13 protein-coding genes are annotated in these 17,573 nt (G+C 73.1%); 7 read left to right on the forward strand and 6 right to left on the reverse strand.

Annotated elements, in window-relative coordinates; all coding sequences use genetic code 11:
• Positions 1-104: 104 nt before the first annotated feature.
• Together ACFWGZ_RS20705 and ACFWGZ_RS20710 are read right to left on the reverse strand one after the other, a co-directional pair.
• Complete coding sequence (locus ACFWGZ_RS20705) at positions 105-2,747, reverse strand: BTAD domain-containing putative transcriptional regulator (RefSeq protein WP_382453170.1); 2,643 nt, start codon at positions 2,745-2,747, stop codon at positions 105-107.
• Between the two features lie 31 nt (positions 2,748-2,778).
• Positions 2,779-3,855: an epoxide hydrolase family protein gene (locus ACFWGZ_RS20710; RefSeq protein WP_382453171.1), complete on the reverse strand. Its 1,077-nt coding sequence runs from the start codon at positions 3,853-3,855 to the stop codon at positions 2,779-2,781.
• 43 nt (positions 3,856-3,898) lie between these two features.
• Here ACFWGZ_RS20710 and ACFWGZ_RS20715 point away from each other — a divergent pair, with 43 nt between their 5' ends.
• Both ACFWGZ_RS20715 and ACFWGZ_RS20720 read left to right on the forward strand, forming a co-directional pair.
• A complete protein-coding gene (locus ACFWGZ_RS20715; protein ID WP_382453172.1) occupies positions 3,899-4,837 on the forward strand; it encodes a helix-turn-helix transcriptional regulator in 939 nt (312 codons plus the stop codon).
• A 70-nt stretch (positions 4,838-4,907) separates the two neighbouring features.
• A complete protein-coding gene (locus tag ACFWGZ_RS20720) occupies positions 4,908-5,567 on the forward strand; it encodes a PP2C family protein-serine/threonine phosphatase (protein WP_382453173.1) in 660 nt (219 codons plus the stop codon).
• Here the strand turns inward: ACFWGZ_RS20720 and ACFWGZ_RS20725 are convergent.
• Complete coding sequence (locus ACFWGZ_RS20725) at positions 5,564-6,373, reverse strand: Ku protein (protein WP_382453174.1); 810 nt, start codon at positions 6,371-6,373, stop codon at positions 5,564-5,566. The genes ACFWGZ_RS20720 and ACFWGZ_RS20725 overlap by 4 nt on opposite strands.
• Positions 6,374-6,423: 50 nt before the next feature.
• Between ACFWGZ_RS20725 and ACFWGZ_RS20730 the strand changes: the two genes are divergently transcribed.
• Positions 6,424-6,915: a metallophosphoesterase family protein gene (locus ACFWGZ_RS20730; RefSeq protein WP_382453175.1), complete on the forward strand. Its 492-nt coding sequence runs from the start codon at positions 6,424-6,426 to the stop codon at positions 6,913-6,915.
• Here ACFWGZ_RS20730 and ACFWGZ_RS20735 read toward each other — a convergent pair.
• The 3 genes from ACFWGZ_RS20735 to ACFWGZ_RS20745 form a co-directional block, all read right to left on the reverse strand.
• Complete coding sequence (locus tag ACFWGZ_RS20735) at positions 6,908-9,778, reverse strand: discoidin domain-containing protein (protein WP_382453176.1); 2,871 nt, start codon at positions 9,776-9,778, stop codon at positions 6,908-6,910. The genes ACFWGZ_RS20730 and ACFWGZ_RS20735 overlap by 8 nt on opposite strands.
• Positions 9,772-12,324 carry a glycoside hydrolase family 97 catalytic domain-containing protein gene (locus ACFWGZ_RS20740; RefSeq protein ID WP_382453177.1) on the reverse strand — a complete coding sequence of 851 codons (2,553 nt, stop codon included), beginning with the start codon at positions 12,322-12,324 and terminating at the stop codon, positions 9,772-9,774. Before ACFWGZ_RS20740 ends, ACFWGZ_RS20735 begins: the two co-directional genes overlap by 7 nt.
• 99 nt (positions 12,325-12,423) lie before the next feature.
• Positions 12,424-13,038: a hypothetical protein gene (locus tag ACFWGZ_RS20745; RefSeq protein ID WP_382453178.1), complete on the reverse strand. Its 615-nt coding sequence runs from the start codon at positions 13,036-13,038 to the stop codon at positions 12,424-12,426.
• 19 nt (positions 13,039-13,057) lie between these two features.
• On the opposite strand from ACFWGZ_RS20745, the gene ACFWGZ_RS20750 reads away from it, so the two are divergent.
• From ACFWGZ_RS20750 to ACFWGZ_RS20765, 4 genes are all read left to right on the forward strand, one after another.
• Positions 13,058-13,216 carry a hypothetical protein gene (locus ACFWGZ_RS20750; protein ID WP_382453179.1) on the forward strand — a complete coding sequence of 53 codons (159 nt, stop codon included), beginning with the start codon at positions 13,058-13,060 and terminating at the stop codon, positions 13,214-13,216.
• Between the two features lie 543 nt (positions 13,217-13,759).
• Positions 13,760-15,214, forward strand: coding sequence for an MFS transporter (locus ACFWGZ_RS20755; protein WP_382453187.1), 1,455 nt, complete (start codon positions 13,760-13,762; stop codon positions 15,212-15,214).
• Positions 15,215-15,217: 3 nt separating this feature from the next.
• On the forward strand, positions 15,218-15,814 hold the full coding sequence (locus tag ACFWGZ_RS20760) for a TetR/AcrR family transcriptional regulator (protein WP_382453180.1): 597 nt from the start codon (positions 15,218-15,220) through the stop codon (positions 15,812-15,814).
• Positions 15,815-16,043: 229 nt separating this feature from the next.
• On the forward strand, positions 16,044-16,958 hold the full coding sequence (locus ACFWGZ_RS20765; RefSeq protein ID WP_382453181.1) for an ArsR/SmtB family transcription factor: 915 nt from the start codon (positions 16,044-16,046) through the stop codon (positions 16,956-16,958).
• Positions 16,959-17,573: the final 615 nt, after the last annotated feature.

Consider the following 17,573-nt stretch of genomic DNA (forward strand, 5'->3'; position numbering starts at 1 on the left):
GGTCATCGACCGTGCCGGCGCGCGTGTCCGTGCGGAGCGCGCTGGGCGGCTCGGCCGGCAGGTGAGCTTGGCGCGCACCGACTCTGTCGGAAGGCCAGCCTCCGTCACGCCTCGCGGGCCGCTGCGCCGTCACCCGCGGCGCCGCGGTTCCGGCCCGCGAGCTTGGCGCGCACCGACTCCGTCGGCAGGCCGGCCTCCGCGCGCAGCTCCACCGCCCTGCGCCACGCCTCACGCGCCGGCGCGAGGTCACCGGCCGCCGCGTGCGTGTCGCCGAGCTGCTCGTAGGAACCGGCCTGCAGCACGAGGTCGCCGCTGCGCCGGAAGTGCTCCACGGACCGGGTGAAGGCGTGCACGGCGCGGGAGTACTGCCGCAGGCCGCGGTACGCGGTGCCGAGGGTGTCCCAGGTGTCGGCCTGGCCGACCAGGTGGTCCATCGCCTGCCACAGCGGCAGCACGCGCTCGGCGTGCTCGACGGCCGTGGCGTACTCGCCCAGCTTGCCGTAGCCCCACGCGAGTCCCGTCAGCGCGTTGGCCTGCCCGTACCGGTCGCCGCACTGCTCGTACAGCGCGAGGCCGCGGCGGGTGTGCTCCATCGCCTCCGCGATCTCGTCGTCCTGGCACAGCATCGCGATGTTGAGCAGCGCCCCCGCCTGTCCCGCCGGGTTGCCCTCGTACACCTCGAACGCCCGCTCCAGCGCGGTCCGCGCGTCGGCCAGCCTGCCGACCCTGCCGAACGCGCGGCCGAGGTTGATGAGGGTGCGGCCGAGGCCGTCGGTGTCGTCGAGCTCCTCGAGCGCCGCGACCGCGAGCTGTTGCGACGCCAGCAGGTCGCGGTGGTGGGCCTTGCGGTCGAGGACGTCGGCGAGCGACCAGCCCATCAGCCACGTCTGCACCGGTGTGCCGAGCGGCATCGCCGCCATCAGCGCCGGGTGCTCGGCCATCAGCCACGCCAGCGCTTCCTCTCGGGTGGCGAACTCCGGGACCACCACGCCCGGCGCCGGGTGCGGGGTGGCCGGGCGGTACCGGGTGGGCGTGAACGCGACGCCCGCCTCGACGCCGGTGAGGGCGAGGTGGTCGAGCAACCGGTGCAGCGCCTCGTCGCGTTCGTCCTCCAGCACCAGTTCGGCGGCGTAGTCGCGGAGCAGGTCGTGGCAGGTGAACCGGCCGGGCTCCGGTTCGTCGAGCAGGCTGGCCCGCGCGAGCTCCGCGAGCAGCAGACCGGTCTCGCGCACGCCCAGCGCGGCCAGGGAGGCGGCGCCGGCCAGGCCGATGTCGGGGCCGGGCACGAGGCCCAGCAGGCGGAACAGCCGCAGCGCCGGCGGGCTCAGCGCCCGGCACGAGTGGGAGAACACCGACCGCAGGTCCGCGGTGACGTCATCGTCGTCGGCGAACGCGTCGAGGTCGGCCAGTTCCTCCGCCAGCGCCGCCAGCGGGAACTCCGGTTGCGTCGCCGCCCGCGCGCCCGCCACCGCGAGTGCCAGCGGGAGGCGGGCGCAGCGGCGGACCACCGTGTCGACGGCCTCCGGCTCGGCCGAGGCGCGGTCGTGGCCGATGCGGGCGGCCAGCAGTGCGCGGGCGTCCTCGGGCGGTAGGAGACCCAGCGGCACCGAGTGCGCGTGCTCGGGCTTGAGCTCCGTGCGGCTCGTGATCACGACGTGCGTGCCGGGCGTGCGGGGCAGCAGTGGTTCGACCTGGTCGGTGTCCGTGGCGTTGTCGAGCACCATGAGCACCCGCTTGCCCGCCAGCGCGTCCCGCAGCAGCGCCGACTGGCCCGCCAGGTCGTGCGGCACCTTCGCGCGTGGCACGTCGAGCGCGGACAGGAACCGCAGCAGCGCGTCGCCGGGGCTCACCGCCGCGCCGCTCGGCCCGAACCCGTGCAGGTTCACGTAGAGCTGGCCGTCGGGGAACCGCTCCGCCGCCCGGTGGGCCCAGTGCACGGCGAGGGAGGTCTTGCCGACGCCGCCGGTGCCGGTGATCACGACGACGCCGTGCGGCGCCCGGTCGAGGGCCGCGAGCTCGGCTGCCCTGCCGGTGAACGGCTTCGGCGGCGCGGGCAGCTGCCGCGGCGCGGAGGCGGCCTGCAACCGCCGGTGCACGGCCGCGAGCGGTGCGGACGGTTCGGCGCCCAGCTCGCGGGCCAGCCGTGCGCGCACGGCCTCGAAGTGCTGCAGGGCCTCGGACGTGTTCCCGTTGCCGTGCAACGCCTTGATGAGCTGGACGGCCACGCGTTCGTCCAGCGGCCGTTGCCCGGCGATCGCGCGCAGCTCCGGCAGCAGCACGGCGTGCTCGCCGTTCTCCAGCCGCGCGTCCACGTGGTCGAGCCGGGCGGTGAGCAGCTCGTCCGCGAAGGCCGCGCGCTGCTGCACCGCCCACGGCGTGTCCACAGTGGACAAGAGCTCGTCCCCGGCGAGCGCCAGCGCCTCCGCCGGCCTGCCGGTCCGCACCAGGTGCCGGAACAGGTGCAGGTCGATCTCCATCGGGTCGACCCGCAGCGCGTACCCGGCCGCGCCGCGCTCGATGAGGCCGGGCAACGTGTGCCGCAGCCTCGTGAGCCACGTCTGCGTCATCGCGCGGGCGCGGGGCGGCGGGGTGTCGCCGAGGACGCGCTCGACCAGCTCGTCGGGGCTGATCACCCGGCCCGCGTCCACGAGCAGCACCCCCAGCAGGGCGCCCAGGCGCGTCGGGCCGAACTCGGTCACGTGGCCGTTCATCCGCGCCGAGACCCCGCCGAACACCGTGAAGCGCACGGTGATCACCGTATCCGTTCCCGAGAGGTCCTCACAAAAGAAAGGCCTCTCGCAGTTCGCCCACGACGAGCTCCGGCACCTCCATCGCCGCGAAGTGCCCGCCGCGCGGCATCTCGGTCCACCGCACGACGCGGTGGTTGCGTTCGGCCATCCGCCGGATCGGCACGCCCACGTCGTGCGGGAACACCGCGACCGACGTCGGCGTGTCCGAGGCGGGCTCCGGTTCGCCCCACGTCTCGTCCCCCTCCTGGTAGTACCGCGCCGACGAGCCCGCGGTCCGGGTGAACCAGAAGATCGACGCGGTCGTCAGCAGCGCGTCCAGGGGTACCCCGATGTCCGGGTCGCTCCACGTGCGGAAGGCCCACTCGATCCACTCCAGCTGCGCCACGGGCGAGTCGGTCAGCGCGTACGCGACCGACTGCGGCCGGGTGCTCTGCATCGACACGTACCCGAACTGCTCGAACTCGTACCTGTAGGCCTTCTCGACCGACCTGCGCTCCGCCTCGACCGCCAGGTCCGCCGTCTCGGTGGTGACGCTCGCCGAGAAGATCTGGTTGACGTGGATCGCGCGGACCTCGTCCCGCATCCCCAGCCGGCGGGTGAGCATGGCGCCGAAGTCGAAGCCGTGGGCGACGTAGCGGTCGTAGCCCAGCCGCCGCATCAGCTCGGCGAACACGTCCGCGACGCGGGCGACCGTCCAGCCGAGCTCGCGGGTCGGGCCGGAGAAGCCGAAACCGGGCACCGACGGGACGACCAGGTGGAAGTCGCGGCTCAGCGGTGCCAGCACCTGCTCGAACGCGAAGCACGTCGTCGGCCAGCCGTGCGTGAGCAGCAGCGGTTCCGCGTTCGGGTGGGGGCTCTTCACGTGCAGGAAGTGCACCTGGGCGCCGTCGATCTCGGTGACGAACTGCGGAATCTTGCCGAGTTCCCGCTCCCGCTCGCGCCAGTCGAAGTCGCGCCAGCGCCCGGCCAGGTCGCGCAGGTGCTCTACGGGCGTGCCCTGGGCCCAGGTCGCGCCGCGCGGAGAGCTCGGCCAGCGGGTGGAGTCGAGGCGGCGGTGCAGGTCGTCGATTTCGTGCTGCGGAACGGAGATCTCGAACGGCTTCATGCCGACGACGCTAGGGCGACTGTAGGACGGATATGGTCCTGCAGTGTCGTCGGCCCGATTGTTGAAGTTGCTCGGTCTGCTGCAGTCGCGCCGTGAGTGGGCCGGCGCGGAACTCGCCGAACGGCTGGGAGTCACCACGCGCACGGTTCGCCGGGACGTCGAGAAGCTCCGCACGCTCGACTACCCGGTGCACGCCTCGATGGGCACGTCCGGTGGCGGCTATCGGCTCGGGCCGGGCGCGCAGCTGCCGCCGTTGCTGCTCGACGACGACGAGGCGGTCGCCGTGGTCGTGGGGCTCCGGACGGCGAGTGGCATCGAGAACATCGGTGAGACGGCCGTGCGCGCGTTGCTCAAGGTCGAACAGGTGCTCCCCCCGGCGCTACGGCACCGCGTCGCGGCGTTGGAGATCGCCACGGTTCCGCACACCGGTTCGGCACCCGCGGTGGACGCGGCGGTGCTCACGGCGGTCGGCACGGCCTGCCGCGACCGGCAACGGCTCCGGTTCGGCTACGTCGGCCACGCGGGGGAGGAGTCGCTGCGGGAGGCCGAGCCGCACCGGCTCGTCACGTGGGGCCGCCGCTGGTACCTGGTCGCGTGGGACGTGCACCGGGACGACTGGCGCACGTTCCGCCTCGACCGGATGACCGTGCGCACCCCGTTCGGCGCCCGGTTCACGCCGCGGGAGATCCCGGGTGGCGACGCCGGGGCGTTCGTGGCGGCGCGCGTCGCCGGCCGCTGGCCGGTGCAGGGCGTCGTGCGGCTGGGCGTGCCCGCGGCCGAGGCCACCCAGTGGCACAGCTACGGCGAGGTCGTGGCGGTGGACGAGACGTCGTGCCACGTTCGAGTGGGCGGCGAGACCATGGACGACGTGGTGTTCATGCTGGCGAGCATCACCGTGGAGTTCGAGGTCGTCTCGCCACCGGAGCTGTCCGCGGCGCTGGTCCGCGCGGCCGGGAGGTTCCGGCGGGCGGCGGAACTCTAGAGCTTTTCTCAGGCTGCTGACAGCACACTCCCAGGCGCGCAGGGCTCACTGGAAGGCAGGGAGGTCCGCCATGCTGATCGATCGCACGATGCCACTGCCCACCATGCCGCTGGGTACCGCGCTCACCGTGACCTACGCGTCGGACCGAGGGCCGCGCACGTACAACGCCGATGCGTACGCCTACGGCCGCCGTACGTTCGTCGTGGCCGACGGCGTGGGCGACTCCGGTGCCGCCGCCGAAGCCGCCCAGGCGGCCGCGCAGGCCGCCGCACTGCTCACCGACCCCGTCGCCGCGATCCTGGCCGCCGGCGACGCCCTGCAGGTGCACACCGGCGACGCGGTGATCGTCGTCGCCACCGCCCGCCCGGACGGCGGGTTCGACGTGGCGTGGGCAGGCGACGCCCGCGCGTACGCCATGAACGGTGAGGACCTGGTCCAGCTCACCACGGACCACACCGTCGGCGAGTACTTCCGCGAACGCGGGATCGTGGCCGAGAAGCGCATGGACCACGTCGTGACCAACACCGTGCGGCACGCGACCCGGGAGAACATCGGCCGGGCGGCGACCAGGGCACCCCGGCTCGCGCTCGTCTCCGACGGCGTGTCCGGACCGCTGGGGCACGACGGGATCGACGCGGTCCTGTCCGGCCAGGCGACGGCCGGGCGGCTGGTGCGGGCGGCGCTGTACGCGGGCGGCACGGACAACGCGACGGCCCTGGTCGTGGGCTAGCCTGCTTTCTTCTTGCCGCCGCGCTTCTTCTTGCTCGCCTCGACGCTGCGCTGCAACGCCTCCATGAGGTCCACGACGTCGGTAGCGGCCGCGGGCTCGTCCTCCACGACGATCTTGCGGCCCTTCCGCTTGTCCTCGATCAGCTTGGTCACGCGCTCGGTGTAGGTGTCGCGGTAGTCCTTCGGCCGCCACTCGTCGGCCATCGACTCGACCAGCGACACGGCCATGTCGAGCTCCTTGCCGCGCGGCGCCCTGCCCTGCGGCGTCACGTCCAGCACGTCCTCCGGCTTGCGGACCTCGTCGGCGAAGAAGAGCGTGTGGACCGCGAGGATCCCGCTGTCCTCCTTGAGCGCCGTGAGGTACTGCTTGCCGCGCATGACGAACAGGGCGATGCCCGCCCGGTTCGTCTTCTTCATCGCCTGCGCGAGCAGCAGGTACGGCCGCGAGAACTCGGCCTTGGCCGGCCCGAGCCAGTAGGTCTTCTGGAAGTGCACGGGGTCGATCTCGTCGAGGTCGACGAACGCCTCGATGTCGAGGGTGCGCGACCGGCCGGGCGCGATCTCGTCCAGCTCCTCCTGCTCGACGACCACGTACTCGCCGCTCTCGACCTCGTGACCCTTCACGATCTTGTCGTAGGGCACCTCGCGGCCGGTGCGCTCGTTGACGCGCTTGTACCGGATGCGGTCGGACGTGCTGCGCTGGAACTGGTTGAAGTGCACCGTGTGGTCCTCGGTGGCGCTGTAGAGCTCCACCGGGATGCTCACCAGACCGAAACTGATCGACCCGCTCCAGACCGCTCGTGCCATGCCGTCGTGGTACCCGGTCCGGAGGGCGCCGAACCGCTACGGTCACACCCGTGAGAGTGGTCGTGCTGTCCGACACCCACGCGCCGCGGTTCTGGAAGCGGTGCCCACCCGCCGTGGCCGAGCACCTGCGCGACGCCGGCCTGATCCTGCACGGCGGCGACGTGTGCGTGCCGTCCGTGCTGGACGAACTGGCGCGGTTCGCCCCGGTCGTCGCGGTGTCCGGCAACAACGACGGGCCCGACGTGGCGGCGTGGGGCGCGCCGGAGACCGCCGAGTTCGACATCGAGGGCCTGCCGGTCGCGATGATCCACGACAGCGGTCAGAAGACCGGGCGGTGGGCCAGGATGCGGCGCCGGTTCCCGGATGCGCGGCTGGTCGTGTTCGGGCACTCGCACATCCCCTGGGACGAGGAGCGGGACGGGTTGCGCGTGTTCAACCCCGGCTCGCCCACGGACAAGCGCCGGCAGCCGCGGGGCACGATCGGGCTGCTCGACGTGGTGGACGGCGAGCTGCTCGACGCGCGGATCGTGCCGGTCACGTGACCCGAAGGCTCCTCACCGACGCGTGCCCGGGCCGCCAGCCCGTCGCCACGGCCACGTACCGGGCTGTGGCCGCCTGCCCGTAGGTCCTGCCGTCGAGGCTGCGGGAGACGGTGTGCGGCGGCCTCGGCCCGTCCGTCCACAACAGACCGACCTCGCGGATCGGGTGCGGTGCGCCCAGATCGACGACCATGCGCCCGTCACGGCCCGGTGTCCACGCGGTGTGCGCGGACCCGTCGACCGCGTTCGCGGGGTCGCTCATGCCCGGTGGCAGCACGGAGTTCGGGAACGTGACCGCGCCGAGCGCGAGGTCGTCGAACGGAAACGCTTGCGCGCCGGGGACGACCACCGTGCGTTCGGTCCCTTCGAGCACGACGGGCAGCGTGACGCCGTCGCGGTGGGTCAGCGTGAACCGCGCGGGACCACCGCGGAACGTGACCCGGGCGGCGTCGTGCACGATCGCGGTGATGCCCGCCGGGACGTCCTCGGCGGTGAACCACGGCGCCTCGACCCGTGCGGTGGCGGCGGGCAGGGAGAGGGCGTACTCGGTGCCGGTCGCCGTCGTGACCTGCGTGCCGCGGTAGAGGCGGGTGCCGCGCAGGCGGACGGTGCCCGTGACGTCGGCGCCGGAGAGGTTGAAGAGCGTGAGGAACCCGTCGGCGGTGCTCGCGAGCACCCCGTCCGGGCACCGCGGCGCCGGTTCGGCCGCGACCGCCCGCAGGTCGGCGCGGACGTGGCCCTCGACCAGACCGGCCGGGACCGTGATCGTGTCGCCCTGCACGGTGATCACGCCCGACCGCGCGACGAACCCCGCCCGCCCGTCCACGTCGAGCCAGCCCGGCGTGCTGAGATCGGGTTCCGGGTACTCGGCGGCCGTCGTCCAGTCGGTGCCGCTCTCCGAGGTCTCGACCCGGTAGGCGACCGCCGCCGCCGTCTCCCAGCGCAGCCGCACGCCGCGCACGGTCGTGGCCGCGCCGAGGTCGACGGAGATCCAGCTGTCGGCACGGCCGCGTTCGGCGCGGGCGACGGCCCAGCGGGTGGCGGGGTCGCCGTCGGTCGCCTTCGCCGGTTCGTAGCCCGGGTCGAACGACGACGCCGTGGTGGGCAGCCCCTGCTTCGAGTCCACCTCGAAGTCGAACAACGAGTAGCCGTAGGTGGGGTACGGCGTGATGCCGACCATCCGGACGTGCCGCGCCGTCCTCGCCGGGAACGACAGCTCGTCGACCCGGAACCCCTCGCGCGCCGGGACCGTCACCCTGCCCGCCGACCCCGTGTAGGTGCGGGAACCGGTGAGGCCGGGCATCCCGGCCATCGCGAGGTTGTGCACGTCCACGCGTCCCGGCTGGGGAAGCGCGGCCACGACCGTGCCGGTGGGCAGCGTGGCGGTGCCGGCGAACCCGTCCGCGAACCGCAGCAGGGCCGCCGTCGCGGCGAACCCGTCGCGGACCTCCCGGTGGACGACCGCGGCGCGCCCGGTCACCGCCTTCGCCGGCAGCAGCATCGGGGTGGCACCGCTGATCTTGAACAGCCAGTCGTCGTGGTGCGGCTGCCAGGCGAGCTTGGTGAAGCCCGCCTTGGTGACCGTGCCCGCCCAGGCCACGGCGGACTGGTGGGTGAGCAGGCCGGGGTCGGCACCGTGGTCGATCGTGATCGCCGCCCGCGCGAAGAAGTCCGCCTCCGGCACCGGGGCCACCGGCGGGCGCAGCTCGTGCAGCAGGTAGCTGATCGCGAGCTCCGCGCGCGCCTCCGGTTCGTACTTGGGCTCGCCGGAGAACTTCGCGAGCCGGTGCACCGGCGGGTGGGCCTGGTAGGCGAGCAGCCGGGACGCGAGCGCGGCCTCGGCGCGGGCGGCCATCGGGTCGCGCAGCACGGTGGAGCGGAACGCGAGCGGGATGACGTCACGGCCGTAGAGGTGCTCGCGGTCGTTGACCATCGGCATCAACGGCTCACCGGCGTCGCTCATCGTGGCGAGGATGGTGCGCCACAACAGCTCCCCGTTGGGCTGCTTCGCGAGCACCTCCGGCAGCGGGCGGCCCGCCAGCAGGAAGTGCACGGCGTTGCGGCCCGAGGTGCGCCACAGCTCTTCCTGGTAGTGCGGGCCGAACGAGCCGTGGTTCTCTACGAGGAACGTGTCGTGCAGGTTCGTGGCGGTGTTGGCCGAGATCGGCACACCGTCCACTGTGGAGGGATTGGCGAGGTCGGCGGCCGGCAGCCCGGCCTCGTTGCGGCTCCAGCGGGTGAACGCCGCGCGCCACCCCGGTCCGTCGCCGTGCCAGGCCAGTCCGGGGGCGAGCGACTGGGCGTAGACGCCCATCTCCTCCAGCTTGGTGTCACCGCGGTAGCCGCCTGTCTCGCCGTTGGGCGTCCAGCTGCCGGACCGCGGGTCGTCGTCCGTGCCGAGCGAGGTGGTGTAGTCGGCCTGACCGCGGGCGATCGCCTCGACGTTCGCGCGGGTCGGCGCGTCGAGGTCCGGCCAGAGCAGCCGGGCGGCCAGCACGAAGTACGACTGGAACGTGGTGTCCCAGAACAGGGTCTTGCCCCACTCCGCGCCACCCGCGAGGACGTTGCTCGCCGCGAAGTGCCGGATCGTGGCGAGCGTGTGCTCGCGCAGCACGTCCTTCCCGACACCCGCGAGCGCCGCGTCGTAGGTGCCCCTGGTGAGCAGGACGGCGTTGCCGAGCACGACCGCGAACCCGAAGTCCGCGCGGCGGTACCGGCCCGCCGCCGCGTCGTACTGCGTCTCGGCCCACCGCGTGTGCCGGAGCAGCACCTCGTAGTAGGTGTCGCGGAGCTGAGCGCTCCCGATCCCCGGCGCGACCGCGAGCAGCCCGGAGGCGGCGAGGAAGGTCCTTCGGCTGATCAGCATGCGAGGACCGGCTCCGCCCAGTCGGCGTGGTCGAAGTTCTTGCCGTCACCGCCGTCGGTGACGCGCAGGCTGAGCATCCGCACGCCGGTCACGTCCACGTCGATCGCCCGCGCCGCGCCCTTGCCCGCGACGGTGCCGCTGTCGTACAGGGCTGTGCCGTCACCCCACACCTGGAACGCGACCGAACCCGGCTGCTCGGTCTCGTCGTCGAGGCCGACCCGTGCGGTCAGCCGCTCGCAGCCGCGGCCGAGGTAGACCGAGACCTCGGACGTCGCGTGCACGCCGAGTCCCTTGGCGTAGGTGACGCCGCCGATGGACAACGGCTTGCCGTCGCCGCCGTCGCTCTCGCCGTTGGAGCGGTCGCGCTCGACCGGGCCCCAGCCGTTGGACTCGCTCATGAACGGCAGGTCGCCGACCTGCGCGCCGTTGCCCGGCGCCGGCGGCGGCACGAACGCCCGGACGGCCTGCTCGACGTGCACGCCGTCGCCGAAGGTGGCGACCACCGGCACGTCCACCGGGCCGACGGTCGTGCCGGCGGTGAGCTGCCAGCTGCCGCCCGCCGACTCGCCGGGGGCGAGCTTCTGCCGCCGCACCGCGGGCCCGTCGACGGTCCAGCCCGGCGGGGCGACGGCCGTGAGCGTGACGTCGCGGATCTCGGTGTCGCCGTTGGTGAACGTGGCGGTGACCGGGAGCCGTGAGCCGGGCGGGGTGTCGGTGACGGACGTGGGGCTGACGCTCAGCGTGGTCTTCGGGACCTGGCGGATCGGCTGGTCGCACGTCTGCAACCCGGCCGTGTACCGGCAGATGACCGCCGCGAAGCCGCCGTTGCGCCGGGCGGCGACGCTGAGCACGTCGGTGCCGCGCAGGACCTGGCGGTCGCGGACGACGTCGGCCCTGGTGGCGGGGTCGCGGACGGTCTCGACCAGCCACTGGCCGCCGCCGAGGGAGCTCAGCGGGGCCTTCAGCGTGCGGTCCTGCGTGGCGATGCCGCCGACGAACCAGCGGTCGCCGTTGCGGCGGGCGACCACCGCGTGCGAGTCCGGGTCGCCGTCGAGCAGCCGGGTCTCGTCCCACACCGTCGGGAGCTGGTCGAGGTAGCGCAACGCCTGCGGATGCCGTTCGTAGGCCTCGGGGCTGTCCGCGAAGTGCGTCCAGCCCGACTCGTAGACGACCGGCAGTGCGACCTCGTGCGCGATCGACGCCTCCTTCGTGCCGACCTCCAGCGACACCGGGGTGTAGTCCATCGAGCCGACGACGTTGCGGGTGAAGAACTGCACGGGGTTGTTGGCGGCGGGCGGCGAGTTCTCCGCGCCCCGCACGGCCTCCATCGACAGCACGTGCGGCCAGGTGCGCGCGAGGCCGTGCGGGATGGTCGAGCCGTGGAAGTTCACCATGAGGTTCAGCTCGGCGGTCTTCTGCAGCACCGCGTCGTACCAGCGGTAGCGGTCCTGCGAGTCGGACTCCATGAAGTCGAGCTTCACGCCCTTCGCGCCCCACTGCTTGACCCTGGGGAGCACGGTGTCGCGTTCCTGCTGGGTGTCGAGGTCGGTCCAGCGCATCCAGAGCAGGATCTCCACGCCCTTCGCGCGGGCGTAGCGGATCAGCTCCGGCACCCACGCCGCGCTCCAGCCCTCGTCGACCAGGGAGTACTGCCACCCGTTGCGGGCGGCGAAGTCCACGAACTGCTTCTGCCGCTCGAAGTCGCCGGGAGTGGAGCTCCCGCTCAGCCACGACCACGCGACCTTGCCGGGCTTGATCCACGACGTGTCGGCGTACTTCGCGGGCGTCGCGAGGTCGTCCACGAGGGTGGACGTGCTGACGGTGGCGAGGTCACCGACGATAGCGGTGCGCCACGGCGTCGTTCCCGTCGACTGGACCTGCGGGTCGGCCAGCACGACCTGGAAAACGCTGCCGTTCCCGCGCAACCTGCTCCCGGAGTACCTTCCGTCCACATCGGACTCCGTCAGCAGTGCGAAGTCCTGTCCCGACTGGAAGAGCGACGGGTAGCCGAAGTCGCCACTCGCGGCGCCCGCGGTCGTGCGCACGCGGTTGTTCTCGTACCAGGCGTTGTAGGGCAGCAGCCAGGCCTTCGAGTCCGCCGCGACGCTGAAGCTCGACGCCTCGCCGGTGATCGTGGCGGCGTCGCCGAGCACGTACCGGTAGGCGACGCCGTCGGCGGCGGCGCGCACGACCAGGGTGAAGCCGCCGCTCGCGTTGCGGAAGCCGAGCGTCGTCTCGGTCATCCGGGCGGAGCGCTGCACCCGCTTGCCGTGCGGCATGGCGTACCGGTCGGTGACAACGCGGTCGGCGCGGCCGGTGAAGACCAGGTCCCTGGTCAGGTCGGCGGCGGTCGTCGTGAGCCCGATGGCGGCGGGCTGCAGGACCGTTCTGCCCTGCCGCTTCACGGCCAGAGTCACATTTCCGCTGTTCAACGCCACTTCGGCGGTGACCTGGCCTGGTCCGGTGACGGTCCAGCCGGTCGGCGCGGCGACGGCGGGTGCGGCGGGCAACAGCAGGGCGAGCACGAGGACGAGCAGTCGCGACATCGTTGTCAGCTCCCGGTGGTGAGAACGCTCCCATCGTGTTGGGGCCGTTCACCGCCGGTCAAGTGGCTGATGGTTATCAGTCCTCTTGTGGACACCGGTTCACAGGACGACGATCTCGATCTCCCGGCCGAGCTTCGCGCCGTGCAGGAGGTCCAGGTCGTCACCGCTCCAGAAGCGGCCGGGGTCGTACCAGTTGGGCCGGCGCTTCGGCAGCAGCCCCATCTCCTCGTACGTCACGGCCACGATCTCCGCGCAGAAAGCGCTCTCCAGCGTGGCCTCGGCGTGCGGCCCCACCGGGACCCGCCCGCGCAGCCACCGCGAGGCGAGCTTGGCCGTGGACGGGAACGGCGTGCCGTCGAGCCGTGCCACCGCCTTGAGCGCCGCGTCCTCCATCTCGCGCGTGACCTCGTGGTCGAGCTGCCGCAACCAGGCCCGCTGCCCGTACTTGTCGTGCCACGTCACCACGGCGTCGCGCAGGTCGTGCAGCTGCGCACCCCGCTGGTGCGTGCCGCTCCACATGTCCCTGAGCGACTTGCCGAGCTCGGCGTGCCACATCAGCGGCGGCAGGTCGTCGATGACGATCGCCATGCCCACGTGGTTGACGGGGCTGTTGGTCATCGCCTGGATGGCCCGGTCCGCGGGACTGCGCCCCCGGAACACCCACACGTCACCGGTGCGGGTCATCTCGACGGCCTGGTCCAGTGTTGTCGGCATAGCCCCGTACCCTATGCACATGAAGCTCTGGAAGCTGCTCGGCATCGCCGCGTTCGCGGGTGTCGCGGCGAGCGGCGTTGCCGTGGCCCGCAACCAGCGCCGCCGCGAGGCCTACACCCCGGACCAAGTCAGGGAGCGCCTGCACGCGCGCCTGGCCGAGGCTTCCCGCTCGGAGTGAGCCGGTAGGCCCACCCGGGACGCGAGCGCCGCCACCGCGTCCGCCCCCGCCGCCACACGAGTGGCGTACTTCGCGTCGCCTCCGCGACCGCTCTCGCCACCACCACGAGCGGCGTGCCCTGCATCGCCTCTGTGTCCGCCCCTGCCGCCGCCACGAGTGGCGTGCCCCCGTCGCCTCTGTGGCCGCCCCCGCCGCCACCACGAGTGGCGTACCCCGCGCCGCCTCCGCGACCGCCCTCGCCGCCACCACAAGTGGCGTGCCGCGAATCGCCTCTGCGACCGCCCGCCCCGCCGGGAGCGCCGGCAGCGGCCCGGCGTGCCGACCGGCTCGGTGGGCTGCTGCGTTCTGCCCGCCACTGGACCCGGCGCCCGTGTTCCGCCCGCCGCTGCACCCTGCGCCCGCTACTGGCCGGACTCCGGCCGAGGTATTACACCGTCCAGCCGGTACAATAAACTCGTGACTCCCGATGACGTCGCTGTGACGGCGAAGGTGGCGGCCCCCTATCGGCGCAGGTGGGCGGCGTTGGCAGTGCTCGTCGGCTCGATGCTGCTGCTGGCCGTCGACGGCACGGTGCTGTACCTCGCCGTGCCGTCGCTGACCGCCGACCTGGCGCCGAGTTCGACGCAGGTCCTGTGGATCGGCGACGTCTACGCGCTGGCGCTGGCGGGCCTGCTGGTGACCACGGGCACGCTCGCCGACCGGCTGGGGCGCAAGCGCGTGCTGCTGGTGGGCACCGCGGCGTTCGGCGCGGCGTCGGCGCTGGCGGCGTTCGCGCCGAACGCGGAGATGCTGATCGCGGCGCGGCTGCTGCTCGGCGTGGCCGGGGCGACGATCATGCCGTCCACGCTGTCGATCATCCGGAACATGTTCCCCGACCCGGTGGAACGGACCAGGGCGATCGCCATCTGGTCCGCGGCCTCGGCCGGCGGGATGGCGCTGGGGCCGCTGGTCGGCGGGCTGCTGCTGGAGCGGTTCTGGTGGGGCTCGGTGTTCCTGATCAACGTGCCCGTGGTGCTGGTGTTCCTGGTGGCGGGCGCGGTCCTGCTGCCGGAGTCGCGCAACCCGCGTCCCGGCCGGTTCGACCTGCTGTCCGCGGCGATGTCGATGATCGCGATCGTCCCGCTGGTCTACGCGGTCAAGCACACCATCGGCAGCGGGGCGGACCTCCAGACGGTGCTCGCGACGGCGGCCGGCGTGACGGCGGGTGTGCTGTTCGTCCGCCGGCAGCGCAGGCTGAAGACACCGCTGATCGACGTGGAGCTGTTCGCCAACAAGGCTTTCAGCGGAGCCGTGCTGGCCAACTTCGTCGCGATCTTCGCGTTGATGGGCGTGCTGTTCTTCTTCTCCCAGTACCTGCAGCTCGTGCGCGGCCTGCGCCCGCTGGCCGCCGGACTGGTCGAGCTGCCCACGACCGCGGCGTCCATCCTGGCCGTCGCCGTGGTCGGGGTGCTCGTGGCACGGCTGGGCACCGGCCGTGCCGTCGCGGTGGGCCTGCTGTTCGCCGCACTCGGCCTGGTCCTCGTCGCCGTCGCCGAGGACGCCGGCACCGTCCTGTGGCTGGCGGTGGCGCTGCTCCCGCTCGGCCTGGGCATCGGCGTGGCGATGACGCTCACCACCGACGCCGTGATCTCCGCAGTGCCCTCCGACCGCGCCGGCGCCGCCTCGGCCATCTCCGAGACGGCCTTCGAGCTCGGCGGCGCGCTCGGCATCGCACTGCTCGGCTCGACGGTGACCCTGGTCTACCGGGCGTCGCTGGACCTGCCCGCCGACCTGCCCGGTTCCGCCCGCGCGGCCGTGGAGGACTCCCTGGCCACGGCGGTCAACGCCGCCCGCGACAGCTCCGGCGTGGTCGAGGCGGCGCGAGAGGCGTTCACGACCGCCATGCAGGTCACGTCCGTCGCCGCTGCCGCGATCACCGTGATCGCCGCCCTCATCGCCTGGCGCACCATCCCCTCCGGTAGGAAGAGCGGCACCACCACGACCCAGAACGAGGAGTAGTCCATGCCGCGTGTAGCCGGGCGCACCCGCGAGGACACCCGCCGCGCGCTGCTGGACGCCGCGGGCGTGTGCATCCGCGCCCGCGGCACCTCCGCCACCCTCGACCACATCGCCAAGGAAGCGGGCGTGTCCAAGGGCGGTCTGCTGCACCACTTCGCCACCAAGGACGACCTGGTGCGCGCCCTCGCCCAGGACCTGTTCGACCGGTTCCGCGCCGACGTCACCGCCGCCGTCGACGCCGAGGACACCGGGCCGGGACGGCTCACCCGCGCCTACATCCGCGTCAGCGCGGCGTTCTCCCGCGACCCCGGCAGCTTCCGGGACCTGGTGCCGCTGCTCAGCCACCTGGCGACCGTCCCGGAGATCACCGACCTCGCCCGCGAGGACACCCTGCGCTGGCACGACGACCTCGCCGCCGATGGCCTCCCGCACCACGTCACCGCGCTGATCACGGCCGCGGCCGACGGACTCAGCGCCGTGCCCACCTGGCACCACCACCCGGACCGGCGGCCGCTGGTCGACCTGGAAGCCCTGCTGATCGGCCTCACCACGTCCGGACCCGCCTGGGACCACCTCGCGCCGCCGGGCGGCACGGCGTGACCGAGCCGTGTCCCGTGCACTCGACCGAGTGATGCTCGCGGATCTCCCGCGGCGTGGGCGAGAGGCGCGGGAAAAGCACGCGCAGATCCGTGACCTGCTGCTCGAGTTCACCGCGCAACTCGTCTGAAGTTGTCCACCGATCGTTGTCCACCTGCGCGGTTCTGACACCGGACAACGAAATCTGCGTACCGTCGGAAGTGGTGGCACTCCGGGGGGATGCGCTATGCCGATGGTGTTGTCCGAATCCGCGCCCCGAGGACGCGGGCTGACGATCCTGTTCGAGGTGGAAGACCTCGCGCGCACGCGGTTCGCGGCCGCGCCGCTGCCGATGTACGAGCTCGTGTTCACCGTGCACGGCGGCACCTGGGACCGCCTGCTGCTGCCGCGGATCCGCCCGCTCGCCGAACTCGTCCGCCCGGGACGGTTCGTCCCCGACTTCTTCGACTCCGCGCGCCCCGACTTCGACGAGGCCGTGCGCCAGGTGCTCGACGCGCCCCCGGCTCGGGTGCGCGACCAGATCGCGAGCACGCTGGGCACGACCTCGCCGTGGCTGCGGTCCTACGCGGCGGGCACGCCGGCCTCGCGCCAGGAGCTGAAGGCGGCGCTCACCGCCGGGTTCCGCGAGCTGCTCGGGCCGGCTTGGGGGCAGACGCGCCAGGCGTTCGACGCGGAGGTGCGGCTGCGGTCCTCCCAAGCCCTCGCGCGCGGCCTGGGCGCCCTGCTGGGCTGCCTGCACCCGTCGATCTCGTGGACCCCGCCCGCGTTGCACGTCGAGCTGTCGTGGGAGTCGGAGATCTCCTTGCACGGCACGGGAATGCTGATCGTCCCGGTGCTGAACGGCCTCACCCGCCCCGCGGTGTCGCTGTTCGCCGAACCGCAGCCGCTGCTGTTCTACCCGGTGGCGGCGCCGCGGCCGAGCGGCGGCAGCCTGGAGGTGGCGCTCGGGCGCACCCGGACGCTCGTGCTGCGCGCCCTGACCTCCGAGCGCACCACCACCGAACTCGCCCAGCACGTCGGCATCAGCCTGCCGACGGCGTCCCAGCACGCCACGGCCCTGCGCACCGCCGGGTTCGTCTCCACCCACCGCAACGGCCGGTCGGTCCGCCACCGGCTGACCCGGCGCGGCTGGGAACTGCTCAACTGAGGGAGGCCCGCATGACCGCGATGCCGCGGTACCGCACCGACCCGAGCCCGCGGGCGCTGGCCGACCGCCTGCGCGCCCTGCGCACCGCCGGGGTCCCCGTGGCCTGCGGTGTCTACGCGGGACTGGCCGCGCCCGTTCCCTCCTCCGCGCTGCACGCGCGGATCACCCACGCCATGGCCGGGGCGTTCGTCGCGGGCACCTCCGGCACCGTGCCGCGGTTCGAACCGCCGCCCTCGGCCGCACTGCGGTTGCTGACGGCCGCGAGCTGGGGCCGGCTCGACGGCGTCGGCGCCGACATGACCACGTTCCCCGTCGACCTCGCCTCCGAGCTGTGGTGGCGGGTGCACGAGCGCACGCTCGGCTCGTTGCGCCCGGCCGAGCGCCGCCTCGCCTGCGACCTGTTGCTGCGCCTGGGATATCCGCAGCGCGCGGCCTCGGTCATCGGGCTCAGCGTGATCGACGCGCGCACGCACGTGCTGTCGCCGGACCTCGCGCTGGAACAGCTCGCCGTCCTGCGGTGCCACCTCCCGGCCTCCGCGGTGGAGGCGATGGCGTTGCGCGGCGCGCGGTCCGGCCTGCCCGCCGCCACCCGCCGGGACCTGGCGCTGCACGTGG

This window comes from Lentzea sp. NPDC060358 (assembly GCF_042725365.1).
Taxonomy (GTDB): domain Bacteria; phylum Actinomycetota; class Actinomycetes; order Mycobacteriales; family Pseudonocardiaceae; genus Lentzea.